Source organism: Marinobacter sp. BW6 (assembly GCF_008107725.1).
Taxonomy (GTDB): domain Bacteria; phylum Pseudomonadota; class Gammaproteobacteria; order Pseudomonadales; family Oleiphilaceae; genus Marinobacter.
This window is the reverse complement of the sequence record NZ_VIRN01000050.1, coordinates 1-20,741: the sequence shown is the minus strand read 5'-3', so window position 1 is coordinate 20,741 and position 20,741 is coordinate 1. Positions and strand designations below refer to the sequence as shown.

General features: G+C 57.5%; 20 protein-coding genes. 11 read left to right on the top strand and 9 right to left on the bottom strand.

Features of this window, described 5'->3' with window-relative positions; translation table 11 throughout:
* The first annotated feature begins 44 nt into the window (after positions 1–44).
* Both mrcB and FMN52_RS04360 read left to right on the top strand, forming a co-directional pair.
* Positions 45–2,375, top strand: coding sequence for a penicillin-binding protein 1B (gene mrcB / locus FMN52_RS04365; protein WP_148607488.1), 2,331 nt, complete (start codon positions 45–47; stop codon positions 2,373–2,375).
* Positions 2,372–2,953 carry a tetratricopeptide repeat protein gene (locus FMN52_RS04360; RefSeq protein ID WP_148607487.1) on the top strand — a complete coding sequence of 194 codons (582 nt, stop codon included), beginning with the start codon at positions 2,372–2,374 and terminating at the stop codon, positions 2,951–2,953. The genes mrcB and FMN52_RS04360 overlap by 4 nt, the downstream gene beginning before the upstream one ends.
* 48 nt (positions 2,954–3,001) lie before the next feature.
* Here FMN52_RS04360 and FMN52_RS04355 read toward each other — a convergent pair whose 3' ends face one another.
* The gene (locus tag FMN52_RS04355) at positions 3,002–3,946 is read right to left on the bottom strand and encodes a DUF4382 domain-containing protein (RefSeq protein ID WP_148607486.1); all 945 of its coding nucleotides are present in this window, start codon (positions 3,944–3,946) and stop codon (positions 3,002–3,004) included.
* Between the two features lie 223 nt (positions 3,947–4,169).
* Here FMN52_RS04355 and FMN52_RS04350 point away from each other — a divergent pair, with 223 nt between their 5' ends.
* Genes FMN52_RS04350 through FMN52_RS04335 form a run of 4 tightly spaced genes read left to right on the top strand, consistent with a single transcriptional unit; the run spans position 4,170 to position 7,207 of the window.
* Positions 4,170–4,757, top strand: coding sequence for an RNA polymerase sigma factor (locus tag FMN52_RS04350; protein WP_162851855.1), 588 nt, complete (start codon positions 4,170–4,172; stop codon positions 4,755–4,757).
* Positions 4,758–4,761: 4 nt separating this feature from the next.
* Positions 4,762–5,460 carry a zf-HC2 domain-containing protein gene (locus tag FMN52_RS04345; protein WP_240339393.1) on the top strand — a complete coding sequence of 233 codons (699 nt, stop codon included), beginning with the start codon at positions 4,762–4,764 and terminating at the stop codon, positions 5,458–5,460.
* The gene (locus FMN52_RS04340; RefSeq protein WP_240339392.1) at positions 5,457–5,831 is read left to right on the top strand and encodes a hypothetical protein; all 375 of its coding nucleotides are present in this window, start codon (positions 5,457–5,459) and stop codon (positions 5,829–5,831) included. The genes FMN52_RS04345 and FMN52_RS04340 overlap by 4 nt, the downstream gene beginning before the upstream one ends.
* A 53-nt stretch (positions 5,832–5,884) precedes the next feature.
* Positions 5,885–7,207, top strand: coding sequence for a tetratricopeptide repeat protein (locus FMN52_RS04335; protein WP_148607485.1), 1,323 nt, complete (start codon positions 5,885–5,887; stop codon positions 7,205–7,207).
* Between the two features lie 34 nt (positions 7,208–7,241).
* On the opposite strand, the gene FMN52_RS04330 is transcribed toward FMN52_RS04335, so the two are convergent.
* From FMN52_RS04330 to FMN52_RS04305, 6 genes are all read right to left on the bottom strand, one after another.
* A complete protein-coding gene (locus FMN52_RS04330) occupies positions 7,242–8,162 on the bottom strand; it encodes a triacylglycerol lipase (RefSeq protein WP_148607484.1) in 921 nt (306 codons plus the stop codon).
* Positions 8,163–8,490: 328 nt separating this feature from the next.
* Entirely contained in the window at positions 8,491–9,771 is a 1,281-nt protein-coding gene (gene hemL / locus FMN52_RS04325) for a glutamate-1-semialdehyde 2,1-aminomutase (RefSeq protein WP_148607483.1), read from the bottom strand.
* Positions 9,772–9,786: 15 nt separating this feature from the next.
* Positions 9,787–10,455: a thiamine phosphate synthase gene (thiE, locus tag FMN52_RS04320; protein ID WP_205424898.1), complete on the bottom strand. Its 669-nt coding sequence runs from the start codon at positions 10,453–10,455 to the stop codon at positions 9,787–9,789.
* Positions 10,443–11,201 (bottom strand): hydroxymethylpyrimidine/phosphomethylpyrimidine kinase, encoded by a 759-nt coding sequence (locus FMN52_RS04315; RefSeq protein ID WP_148607482.1) that lies wholly within the window; start codon positions 11,199–11,201, stop codon positions 10,443–10,445. Before FMN52_RS04315 ends, thiE begins: the two co-directional genes overlap by 13 nt.
* 41 nt (positions 11,202–11,242) lie before the next feature.
* Positions 11,243–11,665 carry a protoporphyrinogen oxidase HemJ gene (gene hemJ, locus FMN52_RS04310; RefSeq protein WP_148607481.1) on the bottom strand — a complete coding sequence of 141 codons (423 nt, stop codon included), beginning with the start codon at positions 11,663–11,665 and terminating at the stop codon, positions 11,243–11,245.
* A 3-nt stretch (positions 11,666–11,668) separates the two neighbouring features.
* Positions 11,669–13,444, bottom strand: coding sequence for a chloride channel protein (locus tag FMN52_RS04305; RefSeq protein ID WP_148607480.1), 1,776 nt, complete (start codon positions 13,442–13,444; stop codon positions 11,669–11,671).
* 154 nt (positions 13,445–13,598) lie between these two features.
* On the opposite strand from FMN52_RS04305, the gene argC reads away from it, so the two are divergent.
* From argC to erpA, 4 genes are all read left to right on the top strand, one after another.
* Entirely contained in the window at positions 13,599–14,636 is a 1,038-nt protein-coding gene (gene argC, locus FMN52_RS04300; RefSeq protein ID WP_148607545.1) for an N-acetyl-gamma-glutamyl-phosphate reductase, read from the top strand.
* A gap of 16 nt (positions 14,637–14,652) precedes the next feature.
* Complete coding sequence (locus FMN52_RS04295; protein WP_148607479.1) at positions 14,653–15,393, top strand: DUF6776 family protein; 741 nt, start codon at positions 14,653–14,655, stop codon at positions 15,391–15,393.
* Between the two features lies 1 nt (position 15,394).
* A complete protein-coding gene (locus tag FMN52_RS04290; RefSeq protein WP_148607478.1) occupies positions 15,395–15,880 on the top strand; it encodes a polymer-forming cytoskeletal protein in 486 nt (161 codons plus the stop codon).
* A gap of 84 nt (positions 15,881–15,964) precedes the next feature.
* Positions 15,965–16,297: an iron-sulfur cluster insertion protein ErpA gene (gene erpA, locus FMN52_RS04285; RefSeq protein ID WP_205424901.1), complete on the top strand. Its 333-nt coding sequence runs from the start codon at positions 15,965–15,967 to the stop codon at positions 16,295–16,297.
* Positions 16,298–16,309: 12 nt separating this feature from the next.
* Here erpA and FMN52_RS04280 read toward each other — a convergent pair whose 3' ends face one another.
* A complete protein-coding gene (locus FMN52_RS04280) occupies positions 16,310–17,407 on the bottom strand; it encodes an anhydro-N-acetylmuramic acid kinase (RefSeq protein ID WP_148607476.1) in 1,098 nt (365 codons plus the stop codon).
* A gap of 7 nt (positions 17,408–17,414) precedes the next feature.
* Positions 17,415–18,824 (bottom strand): peptidoglycan DD-metalloendopeptidase family protein, encoded by a 1,410-nt coding sequence (locus FMN52_RS04275; RefSeq protein WP_148607475.1) that lies wholly within the window; start codon positions 18,822–18,824, stop codon positions 17,415–17,417.
* Positions 18,825–19,128: 304 nt separating this feature from the next.
* On the opposite strand from FMN52_RS04275, the gene tyrS reads away from it, so the two are divergent.
* Positions 19,129–20,331 carry a tyrosine--tRNA ligase gene (tyrS, locus tag FMN52_RS04270; protein ID WP_148607474.1) on the top strand — a complete coding sequence of 401 codons (1,203 nt, stop codon included), beginning with the start codon at positions 19,129–19,131 and terminating at the stop codon, positions 20,329–20,331.
* Positions 20,332–20,741: the final 410 nt, after the last annotated feature.

The following is a 20,741-nucleotide window of genomic DNA, read 5'->3' as shown; positions in this document are numbered from 1 at the left end:
GGTTGGCCTGCCTTACTCACCGCTCCCTTCGTTATAATCGCGCCATGAAAAAATCCAAAGCATCTTCCAGCCCCAGACGAAAGCCCTCCAGACGTTCTTCGAACAACGGTCGTCGGCCGTGGTTCTGGCGTTTCATGTTCCGGTTATGTGCCATCGGTCTCGTTTTGCTGGCAGGCTGGATGGTTTACCTCGATGCCGTGGTGACCTCCCGTTTCGAGGGCCGGCGTTTTGAAGTCCCGTCCCGGGTGTACGCCCGTCCGCTGGAGCTTTTCGATGGTGCCAGCGTCAGTGCCAGTGCCCTCGAACGGGAGTTGAGCCTCTCCGGTTTCCGCAAAGGCGACGGCAAAAAATCAGGCAGTTACCAGCGCAGTGGGAATCGCTTCGTCATCAGTACCCGGGGCTTTTCGTTCCCGGACGGCGATGAGCCCCGGCGCCGGATCTCTCTGTCGATCTCGGGCGATCGGGTTCAGGGCTTTTCGGTGATTGAAGGCGACAATGCCCCGATTGTCCGGCTTGAGCCCGCCCAGATTGGCGGTATTTATCCGGCACACAAAGAAGATCGGGTACTGGTTCAACTGGAAGAAGTGCCCGCGTTGTTACCAACCACGCTGATGGCGGTCGAGGATCGCAACTTTTACGATCACTTCGGCATCGCCCCTTTGTCTATCGGCCGGGCGATGCTGGCCAACATCCAGGCCGGACGAATCGTTCAGGGTGGCAGCACACTGACCCAGCAACTGGTGAAGAACTTCTTCCTGACTCGCGAACAGACGCTGGTGAGAAAGGCCAACGAAGCCCTGATGTCGGTGCTGCTGGAGCTGCACTATGAGAAAGACGACATCCTGGAAACCTACCTGAACGAGGTCTACCTCGGGCAAGCCGGCACACGCAGCATTCATGGTTTTGGCCTGGCCAGCCAGTTCTATTTTGGTGAATCCCTGAAGGATCTGGATGTGCACCAGATCGCTTTGCTGGTGGGGATGGTAAAAGGCCCCAGCTACTACAACCCGCGCCGTCATCCGGAGCGTGCAACAGAGCGGCGGAATCTGGTCATTTCTGAAATGGAGCAGGCGGGCCTGGTTGAGCCAGGCCGCGCGGCCAGAGTCCGTGGTCTGCCCCTCGGGGTCAGTGAGCGACCATCGTATTCCGAGAATCGCTACCCGGCCTATATCGATCTGGTCAGACGACACCTTTCCCGTGATTACAAGGAAGAGGATCTCCGCAGTGAAGGTCTGCGGATCTTCACCACCCTGAACCCCGCAATCCAGTACGCGGCAGAGTATGCGGTAACCGATACCCTCCCGAGGCTGGGCGGTGGGCAGGGTGCCGAGGCGCTGGAGGCGACTCTTGTGGTAACCGCGAAGGATTCCGGGGAGGTGCTGGCGCTTGTCGGTGGCCGGGATCCGCAATTTGCCGGATTCAACCGGGCACTCGATGCCAATCGACCTATCGGGTCGCTGATCAAACCGTTTATCTATCTGTCGGCCTTGCAGGAGCCGGAGAGATATACCTTGACCACGCCGGTGCTGGACAAGAGCTTTACCCTGGAGTTCGACGATGGCAGGCGCTGGCAGCCCAAGAATTACGATGGTGAGGAGCGTGGTGAAGTGCCCTTGCACAAGGCGCTGTCACGTTCCTATAACCTGCCGGCCGTTCGCGTTGGGCTGGACATTGGCGTGGACGAAGTTCGGGACACTCTGACGGCCTTCGGCGTAGACACGCCGATTTCCCGTTATCCGTCCATGCTTCTGGGCTCGGTTTCAATGAGCCCTGTGACGGTTGCACAGATCTATCAGGGGCTGGCGACCTCAGGCTTCAATACCCCGCTGCGCACCATCCGGGAAGTGACGGATGCCGGCGGTGAGGCGTTATCTCGTTACAGTCTTGAGGTCGAGCAGGTTGCCGATTCCGCCGCCGCCCACCTGGTACAGTACGCCATGCAGGAAACCATGCAGGAAGGGACGGGCCGCTCTGCCTATTACACAGTGCCTCAAGAGCTCACCCTTGCTGGCAAGACCGGAACCACCGACGATGGCCGGGATTCCTGGTTTGCCGGATTCAGTGGCGACCTGCTTGCCGTGGCCTGGGTCGGGCGCGATGATAACGGTCCCACATCACTGACCGGGGCCAGTGGCGCACTGCCGGTGTGGTCGAAGTTCATGGCGCAGGTTCCACAGCACGGCTTTTCGCCGGTGGTGCCCGATGGAGTAAATTATCACTGGGTGAATTCGGAGCAGCAGGCACTGACGGACGAATACTGTGATAATGCCCGACTGCTGCCTTATATTGCCGGCAGTGAACCCACGCAGACAATTTCGTGCTCCGGAAATCTGGAACGTCGTATCCGGGGCTGGTTTGAAGGACTGTTTCAATGATTGACCGTATTTCGTTCAGGGCTGCCCTCATTACTGCAATGCTGTCAGTAGCCGGTTGTGCTTCAGGACCGGGAGGGGGAATCTACGTGCCCGTCGGTGATGAGCCGGCCAAGGCGCCTGAACCACCGAAAACCAGTACTGACACTGTAGACAGCGAAGCCCCGGTTTGGCGCAAGAGTGAGCAACCGGAGGCGGCTCCGGAAGCCAAGGAGCCTTCCCGTTCGAGTTCCCCGAGTTATCGTGAAACCGGGGATGGCCTCTCGCCCGCGGCGCTCAGCCTGGTGCGTGAGGCTGACCAATTGTTGGCTCAGGGCAACGTATCCGGTGCTATCGCCCGTCTGGAGCGTGCACAGCGGATCGCACCCCGTTCTGCCGAGGTGTATTTCAAACTGTCCGAAGCCTACGTGGCGGGCAATCAGCTGGGCTCTGCGGAGCAGTTTACGTTGAAGGGGTTGTCCCTGGCGGGCAGTGATATTCGGTTGCAGAGAGCCGGCTGGCTGTTGCTGGCGGATATTCGCAGGGCACGCGGAAATGTTGCGGGAGCGGATCAGGCGGAGGCGAGGGCTGCGGCGTTGTAATGGAGGCCCCTGTTCAGACAGGGGCCTCCAAACGCAGGTGGTCCGGAATTACTGAGGCAGAGGTATTGGATCCGCCTCCGTTTCGGTATCAGCGACAACACTCACATTTTGAGTGCCTTCAAAGTCGAGTTCATCATCAGTTTCGTTGTTGTCGAGCTGACAGCTATAGCTGATGGTGTAGTCGCCTGCGACAAGAAATGCGGCCGTGTAGTTGTAGATGCCGTCGAGGTCTTCGTCTTTCACAGGAACGGCCATTATCGGCTGCACTCCCTCGCTATCCACGTTCAGGTCGGTCGGTGTTACGTCTGTACCTTGATAGACGTAAACCGCGCCTGCGTAATCTTCGGAACAGTTTGCGAGTTCGTCGTTACTAAGCCTAGTTGAGTTAATAGTGGCGTAGTCCACTTCACCAGTGATAGAGCCAACTTCCAGGTTGTTAACCAAGCGGAGCGAAGGCTTTAGCAGGTAATCTGCTAGCGACTGACCCTGAGGATTCACAATGGATTTCCTGACATCAAAATCAATGGTGAAATCTGTCTGCGTGTCTGCCGCAACTACGAAATCACCGTTCAGCTTAAGGCCACTCTGAGTGCCTGAAGGAACGGCTAGTGATTTTTTGACATCTGGTTGATCCTTCAGCACTACGTAAGAGGCCAACTCTTCAGTGTTTACCAGCAGCCGAAGTTGCGAGTAGTCGCCTGCGGGCACTTCCTCTTCCGTGATAAGCGGTTCACTCATGCCACCTTGAAGTTCTAGCAGGTTCCACGTCTTTGGTTCATCAAAGCTGAACTTGACCCATTCTCCGTCCACTGGCTTCAGGGAAATCCCGGTAAATGAGACCGTGACGTCAGAGAACTCCATTGCAGGAGCATCAGTCACGTCAAATGAAACGGTGCCTGTTGAACCGGTACTACTGCCATCGCCACCACCGCCACAGGCAGCAATGCCGGCAGCCAGAGCGGATACGGTGAAAAGACGGATCGAACGTTTCATATAAACCTCCAAGGCTTATTTGGTATTTTCGTAGCGACTTGAAACGCTACCCAACATCACTATCACGAGCAGGTAGGCAGCATCGTTCCAGGCTTTTTGTTAACGTGTCTTAATGACGCAGAGCCATCTGGCGAAGCACTTTAAGAAACTGGCAAATGCACCGGCCCGGCAACTTGATATAGACTGCCCCGCTGGCATGAACCCACGTAGGTAAACAACGGCTTTGGCAATCTTTCCTTTTAAGCCCCCCAAGTCCCGGCGGTTTGAAACCCTGGTGCAACCCCATCTGGACGCGATGTACCGGTTTGCTTACCGCCTGGCCGGCCAGCAACAGGACGCCGAAGACCTGGTTCAGGATGTGGTGGTAAAGCTCTACCCACGGCTTGATGAGCTGGAAAGCGTTGAGCAGCTGCGGCCCTGGCTAAACCGTGTGCTCTACCGGCAGTTTATCGACCAGGTTCGTCGTAAAAACCGCCAGGGGGATCGTCCGTTGACGGAGTTGGTCGGCACTGAGAGCCAGGCCGACTGGCTGGACAGCCTCGAATCGGACAGCGTTGGCCCGGATCTGCAGCTGGAGCACGCTCGCCTGGGCCCGGTATTGGACCGGGTGATGGTGACCCTGACGCCTGACCAGCGAACCCTGTTGTTGCTTCATGATGTGGACGGCTGGCGCCAGGAAGACATTGCCGCGGTGCTGGATATCCCGTTGGGGACCGTGAAGTCGCGGCTGCACAGGTGCCGGGCAGCCCTGCGAACGAAATTGCAGCGGGAGCTGGAACCAATTGAGCCAGCTGGACGTGTGGGGGAGTGAGGTGATGACAATGTCCTGCAACGAAATCCGGGCGGATCTGCCCGCCTTCATCAGTAACGAGCTCTCCGCCACCGCCCGTGCCCGGGTAGAGGAGCATACTGCTGCCTGCCAGATATGCAGCGAGCAACTGGCCTCGGAGCGTGCCCTGGCGCGGGCGCTCCAGGAAAAGTTCGGCGTTCCGGCGCCTTCGCCTGATTTCCATCATCGTGTGCTCTCTTCGGCCCGTGGGGCTGCCCAATGGGATTCAGGTTGGAGTCACAGGGTCCTGGGAGGTGCTATTGCGGCCGCTCTGGCAATGGGTATCGGACTGGGTTTCCTGATGCAGCCAACGGGCTTCAATGATGTGCAAGCGCCCGTTGTCACCGATACAGGCGTGGTTGATGAAGAGCAGGACATCTCTTTAGTGGCGCCTGTTGAAAAAATGGTGCGCCTCGCTTTCCATTCCGGTGAAGCACTGGAGGATGTCACCCTGACACTTGAACTCCCGCCCAACGTGGAGCTGACCTCATGGCCCGGACATCACAAGCTTAGCTGGCAGGTGAGCCTTGATGCAGGCGAGAACGTTCTGTCTTTGCCGCTGAAGTTGCTGTTTCCAGGTGCCGGGGAGCTGGTGGCAAGACTGGACACCGGAGATCGCCAGAAAACCTTCCGTGCTCCGATTCCCGAATACCCACAACGACCGGTCGAGGATCCAGAATCATGATCAGTGAGAGGCTTGCACTGAGGGTTAAGCTGGCAGGATTACTCATGCTAGGGTTCTGGGGCCCGACAACAACGCTGGCCAACGAGGATTTGGATGTTACCATGCGTATGGTAACTGACGACGCAGAGCTCACCGATTCAGTCGTGCGGGAAATCGAGTTGCCCCGCGCTACCGAAAGGCCTGAAAATCCGGGTAAGTCCGGCTCCCGAGGGGTGGATGCGGCGAGTGAAGCCCGAGAGAGGGGGCGTGAGTTCGGTGAATCCATGTCTGACAAAGCCAGGCAATCCCGGGAACTGATCAAGGGTAAGCCTGAGTTGCCGGAGCGGCCGGAACGCCCAGAGCTGCCGGATGCACCAGGGCTGGATCGCTGAAACCGGAGTTGTAGCCGGTCCTCCCTCGCCTGTATTAATCCGGAGAGACCTGTTTGCTGGTAATTTGGCGCGCCCTGTCGCTGATCCTTTTGTTAATGCCCACGGTGATTCTTCAGGCGGCTGAAACTGATGCCGGCAAGGAAGATTTTCGTGCCGGCGTTGAAGCCTTTGAAGCGGGCGATCTGAACGCTGCGAAAGAGCGTTTCCAGAGTGCTGTTTCTGCTGGCATGGCATCTCCCTCCCTCTTCTACAACCTTGGTGTTGTCTGTTACCAGCTTGGCGATTACGCCACCGCAGAATCTGCCTTTCGCGCTTTGCTGGAGGGCTCCAATGGCGCCCTGGCTCGGTATAACCTTGGTCTGGTTGCGCTTGCCAAAGAGGAGTCAGATAAAGCACGACAATGGTTTGAACAGGCCTCCGCGGAGGGTGCTCCGGATAAAGTCCGGGCCCTGGCCCTGGCCCAGCTCAAAAAACTGGACGGAGGCGTCGCGCAGGCGGCTCGCCCGCCTTCAATTCGTGGCTATCTGGGCATATCCGGCGGCTACGATTCCAACATCGCCGGCTTGCCCGAGGATACGGTTTCCAGCGAAGGAGGGGGCTTTCTTGAAGCACTGGTTTCGGGAGGATACGAACGGCCAGTAGGCACTCGCTCTCGGATTGCCGTCGACGCGGTCGCCTATTCTCGCGAATACCCCTCCGATGACGAATACGATACCCAGGTGTTGCAGGGACAAATAGCCTGGTCTGAGACCCTGGTGGCGGGTGAGCGGGGGGCGTTGCTGTCGTTGGCAAAATCCTGGTTCGATAGCCAATCCCTTGAAACCCGATACGGCATTGAGGGGTTTTATCGTTGGCGTGAGTGTTCGTTGGTGGTAGCGCCTGACCAATGCGATATATCCCTGGCAGCGGCCACCGTGAACGGTGGCTCCGGTTACGAGGCTTATGATGGTCAGTGGTATCGGGCACGCCTTCATGTACTGAAGTACGTGGGGGCCTGGCGATTCGACGGCGAATACTCACTGGAAATCAATGATCGGCGGGATTTTCGAGCAGCCGATGAGTTTGTCAGTGTCTCGCCCACCCGCCACACTCTGGAGTTTGCCGGTCGCTATCGCTGGTATCCCGACCTTGATCTTGGGGCAACAGGCGCGGGTCGCCATAGCCGATACCAGGATCCCCACCAGTTGGTGACCTCGGCTGGCGAGAGCGGCCGCAGGGAGGATAACCGTCTGGAGATCGGGTTGCTGGCGGAGAAGTCCCTGGACAGCCTTTGGCTGGTCCGGGGGGAGTGGCTGGTTCAAGACAACCGAAGCAGCCTGTCGCAGTATGATTATCAGCGCCAGACGTTGATGTTGACCCTGGAAGGGGCCTTCTAGCTCTGCACCGCAAAGCCAGAAGGCCGGCTACCCATTACAGTCCGGCGTTCCTCAAGCGGTTGGCGTGTTGCTTGAAAACCGCTTTCGGGTCTGTCTCGAACAGGCTGTGCAGTCCCAGGGCCTGATTCACTTCGTCCAGATGGTTCATGAAATAATTGTCCCGGATAACCTTGCCAAACCGGTTGCTACAGCGGCCTACCAGGCCGTCGTTCTGGCTGAAGCCGAAGGCGAGGCTGGTGGTGCCCAGAAGCGCATCGGACGGATCCAGTGCGTTGGTCAGAACACCGGTGCCACCCCAGGAATAAAAGCGGACGCCGTTTGCCGAGTAAGCACCCTCACCGCACGCGGTGGTTGGAACGCCGGCAGGTGCAAAGTTGTTGAACTCGGCGCTGCCCTGGGTGGTGAGGGATTCCAGGCTGGAACGCAGGTCCTGGCTGTAGCCGCCCCCGGACAGCAGGTCGATAAGACCGCCCAGGGCATTGCCCAGATTCGCTGCCAGGCTTTCGGCGGGGGAGCCGTAGATAAGGTCTGCGACCGGTGAACCTTTATGCGGCGAGCCAACGGAGGTCACTGAGGCGACCAGATCCGGACGTACCCTGGCGATGTAGCGGGCAGTGGGGCCGCCATGGCTGTGGCCAATCAGATTGACCTTGCCGTGCACTGCGGCGATGGCCTGTACCTGCGGCAACAGGGCTTCACCGCGAGCGATAGTGCTGTCCAGGGCGGGCACCTGAGTAGTGTAGACATCGGCGCCGTATTTACGGAGATCCTCCGCAACCCCGTACCAGTAGTCCACGCCGGCAACGGAGTCAAAGCCGAACATGCCGTGCACCAGCACAACCGGGTATCGGGTATCTGTGTAGTTTGAAGGGGTAGAGTCCCACCACCAGGCGGCAGAGGGGGCGGACCAGGCCACAGTGAGGGCCAGGGCCAGTGCTTGGATCCAGAGTTTCATTGTCGTTCCTACAGTTTGATGTTGTGTTTGTTATTCAAACTGCGGCTCAACCTAACGGGTTGCTCCAGAGACTTCCTTCTCGTACTGCATCTGCTTGTTGGCAGATCGAGTGCTTCCGTGCGCTGACTTGATTCTTGTGCTTGTTAGATTGGTGCCGTCAGAGCATCTCGGTAGAGATCAGATCAACATTTGATCAGTCGGGGTGATAAGTCAACGGCGTAAGAGGCCAGGTGGGTGTGTTCGCCGTGGAAGTGTGATGCCCGTCACGTGAATGGCCCCGCAGGACATGCTGTGACCTGCGGGGCGTCAATGGTAAAGCGTCGAAAGATCAGAGCTTGGCCATGACCTTTTTCGCCGCCGCTATGGTATCGGCGATGTCCTGGTCTGACAGTGCCGCCGTGGTGAAACCGGCCTCAAAGGCTGATGGGGCCAGATAGACGCCTTCCTTCAACATGCCTTGGAAGAACTTCTTGAAGCGTTCGACATCACAGGCCATGACCTGGTCAAAGCGGGTGACAGCGTTTTCCTCGGTGAAGAAGAACCCGAACATGGCGCCCGCACTCTGCACCGTCAACGGGATGCCGGTGGCATCCGCTGCTTCTTTCAGGCCATCGCGAACGGCATTGGTTTTCTCGGTCAGCCGGTCGTGGAAGCCGGGTTCGGAGATCGCATTCAACGTTGTCAGACCGGCACACATGGCCAGGGGGTTGCCGCTCAGGGTGCCTGCCTGATAGACCGGGCCAAGTGGCGAAATGTGCTCCATGATTTCCCGTTTGCCGCCAAAGGCGCCGACCGGAAGGCCGCCACCAATTACTTTGCCCAGCGCTGTGAGATCCGGTGTGACGCCGTACAGCCCCTGAGCGCCACCCAGGGACACGCGGAACCCGGTCATCACTTCATCGAAGATCAGCACGGTGCCGTGCTCGTCGCACACTTCCCGCAGTCCTTCCAGGAAGCCCGGAACTGGCGGAATGCAGTTCATATTGCCAGCCACCGGCTCAACGATAATGGCGGCGATCTGGTCACCCATCTCCCGGAAGCATTCCCGAACGCTGTCCATATCGTTGTAGGTCAGCGTGATGGTGTGCTCGGCCAGGCTGGCGGGAATGCCCGGGGAGTTCGGTACACCCAGGGTGAGCGCGCCGGAGCCGGCCTTAACCAGCAGTGAATCCACATGGCCGTGGTAACAGCCCTCAAATTTCACGATCTTGTCGCGACCGGTGTAGCCCCGGGCGAGTCGAACAGTACTCATGGTGGCCTCGGTGCCGGAATTCACCATGCGAACCAGTTCGATGGAGGGCACGAGTTCGCACACCTTCTTGGCCATCTCGGTTTCGAGGGCCGTGGGTGCGCCATAGCCAACGCCCAGATCGACCTGGGCATGCAGCGCATCCTTGATTCGCTGGTCACCGTGGCCAAGAATCATGGGGCCCCAGGAACCGATGTAATCGATGTAGCGCTGATCGTCTTCGTCGTACAGATAGGCGCCCTGGGCGTGTTTGAAGAAAATGGGCGTACCACCGACACCGCGAAATGCCCGGACCGGAGAATTCACGCCACCGGGGATGTATTTCTGGGCCTGCTCGAACAGGGTTTCGGAGTGCGTCATGGATCTGGGCTCCTGTTATTCGGGAAGTGAAAAAAGTGGGTGATGGCTTGCGAACAAGCGTTCAAAGGCTTTGGCTCGCAACTCAATCTCGTGGTTGGTGCCACCATACAGGCCGCCAACCACGGCAAGCATGTCGGCCCCGGCGCGGATAAGCGGTTCGGCGTTCTCTACCGTTACACCGCCAATGGCAGTCAGTGGGCGCCCGAAACTCTTTGCTTCGTTCAACACCCTTGGGGATGCAGCCGGTGCTCCGGGTTTGGTCGACGACGTATAGAAGCGCCCGAAGGCCAGGTAGTCGGCACCGGCCTCCAGTCCGGCCCGCGCCAATGCCAGATCGGCGTGGCAGGTGATACCGATAATGGCCTGGTCACCGAGCAGTTGACGGGCGGCCGTCAGCGAGCCATCCGTCTGCCCCATATGGACCCCGGCAGCGCCCACGCGTTTCGCGAGATGCGGGTCGTCGTTGATCAGCAACGGGACGCCAGCGTTCCGGCAAGCAGCCTGCAGTTTTTTTGCCTGGGTAAGTCTCTCGGCCATCGGCGCGTGTTTCTCGCGATATTGTACCATGACCGCTCCGCCCCGAAGCGCTGCCTCAACCGATTCGATCAGTGTTTCGGGTGGCGTGAGCACGCTGTCCGTGATGGCGTAGAGGCCCGGACGAAGCCCTTTGCTCATCGTTCCCACAGAATGCCTCGATCCGGTACCGGTTGGCCCTTGCCCACTTCCAAAGCATGCAGGATGGCGCGATGAACGTAGTTCTGGGCCTGGGAAATGGCAGCACGTTGAGACAGGCCGGAGGCTCTCCCGGCGGCAATGGCCGCAGCCAGCGTACAGCCTGTGCCGTGATACTCGCCGCCGACACGTTCAACTTCCCAGTGCATGGGCTCTGGCGAGTGGTTGTAGAGAGTGTTGATAATGTGAACGCCGGTGCCATGCCCTCCGGTTGCCAATACCGATTCGCATCCGCCGTCCAAAAGGTTCTCGGCGGCCTGGTCGGGATCATCGCTGCCCCCGAGCATCGCCAGCTCGATACCGTTTGGCGTAATCATCTCTGCCAGGGGAAAGAGCTTCTCTTTCATGGCGGTAACGAGCTCGTCGTCGGCCAGGTCACCACCACCTGCGGCTTTGATCACCGGGTCGGTGATCACTGGTACGCCCGGGTGTTCACGGATGAAATCCACCAGCACATCAACAACCGCTGCATTGCCCAGGGCGCCGGTTTTGATGGCGTGAATGGGGGTGTCTTCAGCAAGGCATCGAAGTTGCTGACGAATCAGGTCTGCCGATACAGCTTCGGCGCCATACACGTTGCGGGTGTCCTGCACGGTGAGGCAGGAGAGGACCGGCAAAGGGTGGCAGCCCAGTGAGGTGACCGCTTGAATGTCGGCCTGAATGCCGGCACCGCCGGACGGGTCGAGGCCGGAAAGAATAAGAACCTGGGGTCGGGTATAGCGCTTAATGACTCAGCTCCTCAAAATGGTTTGACAACAGCCAGGATAACAACGGCCAGCAGAATCAGGACCGGCAGCTCATTGAACCAACGGTAAAACACGTGGCTTCTGGTGTTCTGGTCGTCCCGGAAGACCTTTACAAGGTGTCCGCAGTAAAAATGGTAAGTGATCAGAATGGCCACCAGTAACAGCTTGGCATGCATCCAGCCCTGACTGAAATAACCAGACGCATTGTAACTGATCAGCCAGACACCGAAGACAACGGTCGCGATCATCGAAGGTGTGGTAATACCGCGGTACAGTTTGCGTTCCATGATCTTGAAGCGATCGCGACCAGGCTCATCCTCGCAGGCGGCGTGGTAGACGAACAGCCTGGGCAGATAGAAAATGCCGGCGAACCAGCATACCAGTGAAATAATATGGAAGGCTTTCACCCACAGCATTCGTCAGCTCCGTCGGTATTGGTAGTAACTCTCGATGTCGGCTTTCAGCACGACGCCATAAACCCGCTGGATCATTGGCGCAACGTGACGTTGTACGTAGAGGGCCTCGGCATTGGTTGCATCGAACTCATTTAATGCTTCCTCCAGAGTGGCCTGATACTGCACCGGGGCAACGTCACGCCGATTGGCGGGGATATCCATCAGATCAATCGACTCCGGCGGTTCAATCTCTTCTTCGGCCGCCAGCTTTTCTGTGTCCTCCAGGTACCTCGCCAGATCGACTGCCGGTAACAGGGCGGTCGGCCCGTTACTGCCCTCAACCACCAGCCATTTGGGTTCGGACTTCAGAACCTTGCGGGCCTCCTCTACTGTCAGATGGCGTTCAGTGCGCAGTATGCTGCGGTCCATGATGGCACCAACCGACACCCGTCGCAGGGCCTGAATCACCGGAGAATTCTGGTAGCTCAGCCCCTGGTTTTTGAGAATGGTCAGGAACAGTGACTTCTTGCCGAAGGCCTCGCTGGTGACCAGGCTCGAGGTGGTAATAATCAGCATGCCTGGAAGAATGATGTTGGGGTTTCGCGTGAGCTCCATCAACGCCATTAGAGCAGCGAGCGGCGCCTGAAGCACGGCTCCCATCATGGCACCCATTCCCAGCATGGCGTAAAAGCCAACCGATGACGCGTGTTCCGGCATGATCTGGGCACCAATCAATCCCATCGCACCGCCCAGGGTTGCCCCCATAAACAGGGTGGGGCCGATCACGCCGCTTGGCATGCCCAGCCCGATAGAGAGTGATGTAATCACCAGTTTGGCGGCGCCGGCACCGAGCAGGAGCCAGAACCCGAGTTCGCCATTAATGGTTTCGTTGACGGTGTCGTAACCAATACCCATGGTTTCGGGAATGAAAATGGCGAATGGCACCATCAGAAGGCCCGCAATGGTGATGCGCAACAGAACCGGACGGTGGTGGTGCTTGCCCATGGTGTCGACCAGCTGGATAAACAGCGCGGCCGAAATCCCGATAATAACGGCAATGGCAAGTATCCAGGGGATTTCCGTTAACGAGTTCATGGTCAGCGCCGGCACGCTGAAGGCCGGTTCCGTGCCATAGACCGCCTGGGAAACAATGGCAGCGCTGACAGCGGCCAGGATTATCGGTGTAAAACCGGCGATGGTGTATTCCATCATCACCACTTCCATGGCGAAAATGACGCCGGAGATCGGCGTGTTGAAAGAGGCTGATATTGCCGCCGCGCAACCGCAGGCTACGAGTGTCCGGATGCTGTTGTTCGGCAGGCGCATCCATTGCCCCATGAGGCTCGAAAAGGCTGCACCCAGATGCACGGCCGGCCCCTCTCGACCTGCCGACTGGCCACTGACCACGGTGGCCACCCCCGAGATAAACTGCACAATCGCACTGCGTATCGAGATGTAGCCCTGATGGTAGTTCAGTCGTTCCATGACATGAACGATCCCAACTTTGCGGTCGTGGGTGGCCAGTCGGTGCATCAGCAAGCCCAGGCTGAGGGCTCCGGCAAGCGGGAGAAGCCCCCGGGTTAGCAGGTCCAGTTGCTCGAAGGATTCGGAGCCATCTCCGGGGAGAAAATGCTCGAGCGGCCACTCGATGGCCAGGCGGAACACGAGGATAACGCCGCCGGTAATCAAGCCGGACAGGAGGCCGAGCACGGCCAGTTGCGGTAATGCATCAACGCCGGACAGTCGGCGCCGGAAAACAGGGATCAGATGCTCGGTAATCTGGTGCCAGATTTTCTGCATGAGGCCAGAGTTCCGGTGGATTTGGGTGGACTGTCAGAAGGATTCTGACAACATTGTAACGGTCGCCCTGAGGGCTGCAATAAGTCATTGGTTTATCATGGTAGACTACGGCGTTAAAGCTCTTAATTCTGATACGACGTCGCTGGAGAAAATGGTGATTAAAGTAGGCATCGTTGGTGGCACCGGCTACACCGGTGTGGAACTGCTGAGAATCCTCGCGGTTCACCCTGAAGTTTCGGTCAGTTGCATTACCTCCCGGTCTGAGGCGGGCATGCCGGTCGCGGATATGTACCCGAATTTGCGTGGCCACTATGACCTGGCGTTTTCGGAGCCGGACGTAGCCGTGCTCGGATCGTGCGACCTGGTTTTCTTCGCCACGCCTCACGGTGTGGCCATGAGAATGGTTCCGGAACTGATGTCGGCCGGCGTGCGTGTGGTGGATCTGTCCGCCGATTTTCGTCTGAAAGATCTGGATGTCTGGGCCAACTGGTATGGCATGGCTCATGAAAGCCCGGAATGGGCGGAGAAGGCGGTTTATGGGCTGCCGGAAGTGGTGCGCGAAGAGATTCGTGCAGCTCAGTTGGTTGCCAATCCGGGTTGCTACCCGACTGCGGTCCAACTGGGCTTTCTGCCACTGCTCGAACAGGGGCTGGTGGATCCTGCCCGTTTGATTGCGGACGCCAAATCCGGCGCCAGCGGTGCTGGCCGGCAGGGCAAGATTGGCATGCTGCATGGTGAGGTTGGCGAAAGCTTCAAGGCCTATGGCGCCTCAGGCCATCGCCACCTGCCAGAGATTCGCCAGGGTCTGTCGGGCGCGGCTGGTGGCGATGTGGGCGTGACCTTCGTTCCCCATCTGATTCCGATGATTCGTGGCATTGAGGCGACACTCTACGCAGAGCTGAAAAATCCGGCCGATTTTGATCGGTTGCAGTCGCTGTTTGAAGAGCGTTTTGCCGATGAGCCCTTTGTCGATGTGATGCCATTTGGCAGCCATCCGGAAACCCGGAGTGTGCGCGGGGCGAACCAGTGCCGTATGGCCCTTCACAGGCAGGAGCAGAGCAACATCGTGATTGTCTCTTCCGTCATCGATAACCTGGTGAAAGGCGCGGCGGGGCAGGCGGTTCAGAATATGAACATCATGTTCGGCCTGAAAGAAACCATGGGGCTTGAGGCCCCGGCACTGCTGCCTTGATGCCCAAGGGAAAATTGTGAGCGAACAGCGAAAGCCGGCCGAAGAATATGTGGTCATCCGGCATCGTCCGGGGTACCGCCTGCGAAGAACGGCCATCCTGCTGGTGTTCACCATTGTGGCGGCGATTGCCGGGTATGCTACAGGGCTGGCCCAGAGTGGTTTCCGTTTCTCCAGTGCCGAGGAGTCAAACCAGGTGCTGGAGAACGAAGTCGAGAAACTGCGGGACGATTATCGCAATGCCCGGCAACAGCTTATTAACCTGGAGCGTGGGCGAGCTATTGATGAGCAGGCCCTGAACCAGGCGCGGAAAACCATCGTGGACCTGGAAACCCGGATTGGGTCACTGCAATCAGATCTGACATTCTATAAAAACATTATGGCGCCGTCGGAAACCAGTAAAGGGCTCCAGGTTGACAGTTTCACTCTGGTTCGAGTTCGTAATCAGGAAAGCTATGACTTCAAGCTGGTGCTGACTCAGGTCGGCAACAACAAGAGTTACATTTCCGGCGTGGTGGCGGTAAACGTCATTGGCGTGCGCAACGAAGAAAAAGAGGTCATCGCTTTGCGTGATCTTTCGGAGGACATAGCCGATCTCGGTGTGAAATTCCGTTTCCGGTATTTTCAGGATGTCGAAGGTTCCCTGACATTGCCGGAAGAATTTGAGCCGCTTGAGATTCAGGTGGTGGCCCAGGCGGAGGGAAAAAAATCCTCGCAAGCCGAGCGCACCTTTAACTGGGACGATCTAACGGAGAACTGACATGCTTGGAAAGAAAAAGCAGAAACCGCGCCGGCCCACCGGCCATTTTGACACCCTGATTTCCTCACGAACGACCGTCGAAGGAGATATGCATTTCAGCGGTGGGCTGCACGTGGATGGGCGGATTCGCGGCAAGGTGGTCGCCGATGAGGGCGCCGACGCGGTACTGAGGGTCTCGGAAGTTGGTGAAGTGACAGGCGATATCAATGCGCCTCACGTCATCATTAACGGTACTGTGAATGGTGATGTCTACGCGTCGGCACATCTTGAGCTGGCGGAAAAAGCTTCTATTAATGGCAGCGTTTACTACAACCTGATCGAAATGGCGATGGGTGCGTCGGTGAACGGCAATCTGGTGCATCAGCGGGAGCCTGTCGGGCTGCTCTCCCAGGATTCCAAACCTGCCGGATCCGGGCAAAAACAGGTTTCCGCCGGTGATCAGGTTCCGGAGTCCGAGGCGTCGGACGATGGTGGAAAGTCCGAATAGTTGATTGTTTTAGTCAGGAATACCATAATCGCTTGAGTTGTTCATGATAATCCGGAGGCGAACTTGAGCGCAGTTCAGCAACAAATGGCCACACCGCTGTTCTTCAGTGACAGTGCCGTTGCCAAAGTACGTGAGTTGATCGAGGAAGAAGAGAACCCCGAACTCAAACTCCGCGTCTTTGTCACGGGCGGGGGCTGTTCCGGATTTCAGTACGGCTTCTCGTTTGATGAGAATCAGGAGGAAGAAGACACCGTGATTGAGCGTGATGGTGTTTCTCTTCTGGTTGACCCGATGAGCTATCAATATCTGGTGGGCGCCACCATTGATTACCAGGAAGGCCTTCAGGGATCCCAGTTCGTGGTCCAGAACCCCAATGCCAGCTCCACCTGCGGGTGTGGCAGTTCCTTCTCTATCTGATCCGAAGAGACTTCAGGCCGGGTAGATGGCGCCCAGAATCCGAGGGCCCTCTGCTCCGGTCACCTCCGGCAGATTTCCAGGCTTGCCTTCTAGGGCCTGTTTTGCCAGCCAAGCAAATGCTACAGGCTCCACCATTTGAGGGTCCACTCCCAGTTCCGACGTAAGTGAAAGTCGGGCTTCCGGCAGTGCCTTGCCGAGCTCTTCCATCAAGAGCGGATTCCGCGCCCCGCCGCCGCAGACGTAAACCCGAAGATCCTCGGTCACAGGCAGCTGGTTAACGACGCTGTCGACGGTCAGTTGCAACAAGGTTCTCTGAATATCTTCGGCTGGAATGTCCGGGTGGCGGTTGACCAGCGTTTTTACCCATTCCAGATTGAACCGTTCTTTCCCCGTGCTTTTCGGTGGCGCTTTCGAGAAGTAGGCATCGGAAACCATGTCATCAAGAAGCTCCTGGTTGACCGAGCCTTCGCGGGCCCAATGGCCATCGCTGTCAAAGGGAAGCCCGGTCTGGGCCAGACACCAGGCATCCATCAATGCGTTGGCCGGGCCGGTGTCGAAGCCAGTTGCTGACATGTCCGCCTTGGCCGGAAGCCAGGTGATGTTGGCAATGCCGCCAAGATTTAGAATACAGCGGTTCTCTGTCTTGGAGCCGAAAAAGGCCTTGTGGAAGGCTGGAACCAGCGGCGCGCCCTGGCCTCCGGCGGCCATGTCACGCCTTCGGAAATCTGCGACCGTCGTGATGCTCGTGGCTTCGGAAACCACGGAAGGGTTGCCGATTTGGATGGAAAAAGGTGCTTTGCCAGAAGGTTGGTGTCGAATCGTTTGTCCGTGGCTGCCAATGCCGCGAATTATCGCTCTGTCAAAGCTGGACCTTTGAACAACCTCGGCGGCTGCCTGCGCGAACAGTGTGCCGACCAGGGTGTCCAGTTCACCGATTTCGTCGGGTGCAGCCTGATTCTGGCTGGCGGCGAGCAGGCGGTGGCGAATTGCATCGGGGTAGGGGATCGTGTGCGACGCGTGGATCTGTACGGTGTTGTTCTGGAACGACACCAGCACGGCATCAATGCCATCCATGCTGGTGCCCGACATCAACCCTATCCAGGCTTCCATTCGTCGCTCAGTCGTCTGAGGCCAGCGCGAGTTGCTGGTAGCTCTCGCGGAAAACGTCAAACTGGGCGATTCGTTGCTCGGTGAACTGCTTGAATCGGGCCATCTCGGAAGACGGAATGGGCTTGGCATCTGGCAGCTTGACGGTGCGCGAGTTGCGTGGCGCCCCGTTCAGCCTGAACTCGTAGTGCAGATGGGGGCCGGTAACCATTCCGGACGAGCCAACATGGCCGATAGTCTGGCCCTGCTTTACCCGGGTGCCGTTCTTGATGCCTTTGCCCAGGCGGCTCATGTGAGCGTAAAGGGTAGTGATGTTGTCGCCATGTTGGAGAATAACAGTCCTACCGTAGCCACCTTTCCAACCGGCAAATCTCACGCGACCCGAACCTGCGGCTTTGATGGGGGTTCCCGGAGGCGCTGCATAATCAGTGCCCTCGTGCGGGCGGACAACGTCCAGAACCGGATGCCTGCGTTGCAGGTTGAAGGGGGAGGAAATGCGGGCGTTGATCGGCGTTCGCAGGAATGCTTTGCGCATGCTCTTGCCGTCGGGGGCGTAGTAATCACTGTCACCATTGCTGTCGGTGTACAGCAGGGCGAGGTTTTCTTCACCACGGTTAACAAACCTGGCAGACAGGATTCGACCGGTATCGAACTTTTCGCCGTCCAAGTAGAGTTCCTCGTAAACCACTTCGAACTGGTCGCCTTTCCGAACATCGTAAACAAAGTCGATGTCCCAGCCGAAGATGCCAGCCAGTTCCATGGTAAGGCGGTCGTTAAGGCCGGCATCACGTGCAGCAAGATACAGGGATCCGTCGATGGTGCCGGACGCAAAGGCCGGCCGTGCTTCCGGTTTGCGAACTTCGGTCTCGCCGATAAATCTTTCGCCGTCTCTCGCGATCTTCAGGGACTCAAGAAGATTTCGTTGCAGCTCAATGGCTGCAAGTGAGCCGTCTTCGGTTGTTGCAAAGCGGATCGTCTCGCCAGCATAAAGTCGCTGAACCTTTTCCGCCTCGCCGTCGCCGTGAATCACGGAGAGCATGATGCCGTCATTGAAACCGGCTTTCCTGAACAGCGAAGACAGGGTGTCACCGGATTTGATTGCAAAGGTTTGCCAGTCGAGTTCCGGCTTTTTCGGAGCATCGGGTTGTTCCGGGGCGGCAAGGCTTGCCTGGTGGCTTGCTTCTGCCGGTGTATCTGATTCGGATGCTTCTGGCTGGATTTCTGCTACGGCGGCTGCCGCCGGTGTTGCCTGCTCTGGCGCGGCGCCTGTCTCGGCAACGGAGCCCTGCTCCAGGTCCAGAGAGTAAGACATTCTTTTGGCTTCAACATTGCTGCTGGGGCTCATCAGGATGGCTGCGGTAACAACAACGGTGGCCGCGGCAGCAATGGTAATGTGAGTTTTGGGAAACATTTTTAGCACGTATCGCACCCGTTTTAATCGGCATTCCGGCAGCTTGTACTACCTAATTAAAGCTGTTGTTCAAGTATAGTCCAACAGATTACCGTATAAAATGCATGCGGGACAGCGTGGAACATTACGGTTGCTGTTCCATCCTCCGGATTTCTTTTGACAGCGTTGTTATAATACGCGGCCCTGCAAAGTCGGTATTGATCAAATTCTGGTCAGCCTACTGTAGCAGGGGAATAGGTAACTCACAGATTTCTTTTGTTGAACTCTGTAACTGACAGAATCTTTCCAAGATCAAAGCGGGGACGTGTTGTTCATGGCATCCATTGATGAAGCGTTGGCGATAATCAAGCGAGGCGTAGACGAGCTCATTCCGGAAGATGAGCTCATCGAAAAACTAAAGGAAGGTCGTCCGCTCCGGATCAAGGCGGGTTTCGATCCCACTGCGCCGGATCTTCATCTTGGGCACACGGTTCTCATTAATAAGCTTCGGCAATTCCAGGATCTTGGTCATGAAGTGATGTTCCTGATCGGTGATTTCACCGGAATGATTGGTGACCCCACTGGCAAGAGTGCCACGCGTCCTCCTCTAACGGAGCAGCAGGTTGCTGAGAACGCGGTTAGTTATAAAGAGCAGGTGTTCAAGATCTTGGACCCTGAAAAAACGCGCGTTATGTTCAACTCCGATTGGATGAACAAGATGGGCGCCGCGGATATGATTAAACTGGCGGGTCAATACACCGTTGCGCGCATGCTGGAGCGGGATGACTTCACCAAGCGCTACCGTGCCGAGCAGGCGATTGCCATTCACGAGTTTCTCTACCCTCTGGTCCAGGGGTATGACTCCGTGGCCATGGAGGCGGATGTTGAGCTGGGCGGTACCGACCAGAAGTTCAATCTCCTGATGGGGCGTATTCTGCAGAAGCATTACGGCCAGTCGCCGCAGGTGATCCTCACCATGCCAATTCTGGAAGGGCTCGATGGTGTCCAGAAGATGTCCAAGTCTCTGGGGAACTATGTGGGCGTCAACGACTCGCCTGGCGAAATGTACACCAAGCTGCTCTCCATGCCGGATGATCTCCTGTGGCGCTACTTTGAACTGTTGAGCTTCCGGCCGCTTACCGAGGTGGACGAGTTCCGTAAGGCCGTTGCTGGTGGCGCCAATCCCCAGGATTATAAAAAGCTGCTCGCGGAAGAGATCATTACCCGTTTCCATGATGAAGAGGCGGCCCGGACCGCTCACAAGTCCGCCGGTAACCGAGTGGCGCTCGGCGAGATCCCGGACAATGTGCCAACTGTTGAGGTGCCTTTGGAGGGGCAGTCCGAGATTCCGATGGCGGCGGTGCTTCGCCTGGCTGGCTTGGTAAAGAACGGCGCGGCAGCCCGGGATGTCCTGGGGCGTGGTGCGGTATTTGTCGATGGTCAGAAATTCGAGGGCGACCGGATGTTTGTGGAAGGCGATGATTGCGTCATCCAGGCTGGCAAGAAGAAGATCGCTCGGGTTCTGATTACTGTCTGATCGATTTTGGGCGATTTTGAGTTTTTTTCAGAATCGCCGTTGACACCCTCGGGCAGGTCTGTAGAATGCGCATCTCTTTCGAGGGGGGCACCGCTGAGGCGGCTCAAAAATCGGAAGATAACTGTTTGAAAGCGCTGAAGAAAATGAGTTTCAAAATTCTTCAGAAGGCAGTTGACAGGCAAGCGATTCACTGTAGAATGCACGCCTCGAGACAAGCAGTAAGCCGGGTCATTTTTCGGCGGTTTCCGGAGACGGAAAACAACGAAAAATAAACGGTTGACAAGGCGGCGGAACGATGTAGAATACGCCACCTTGATTGAGCAACAGCTCAAACGCTCTTTAAAAAGTTGACCAAGTAATTCGTGTGGGCGCTGGCCGAGGTATTTCGGATACGAAATATCAGGACAGTG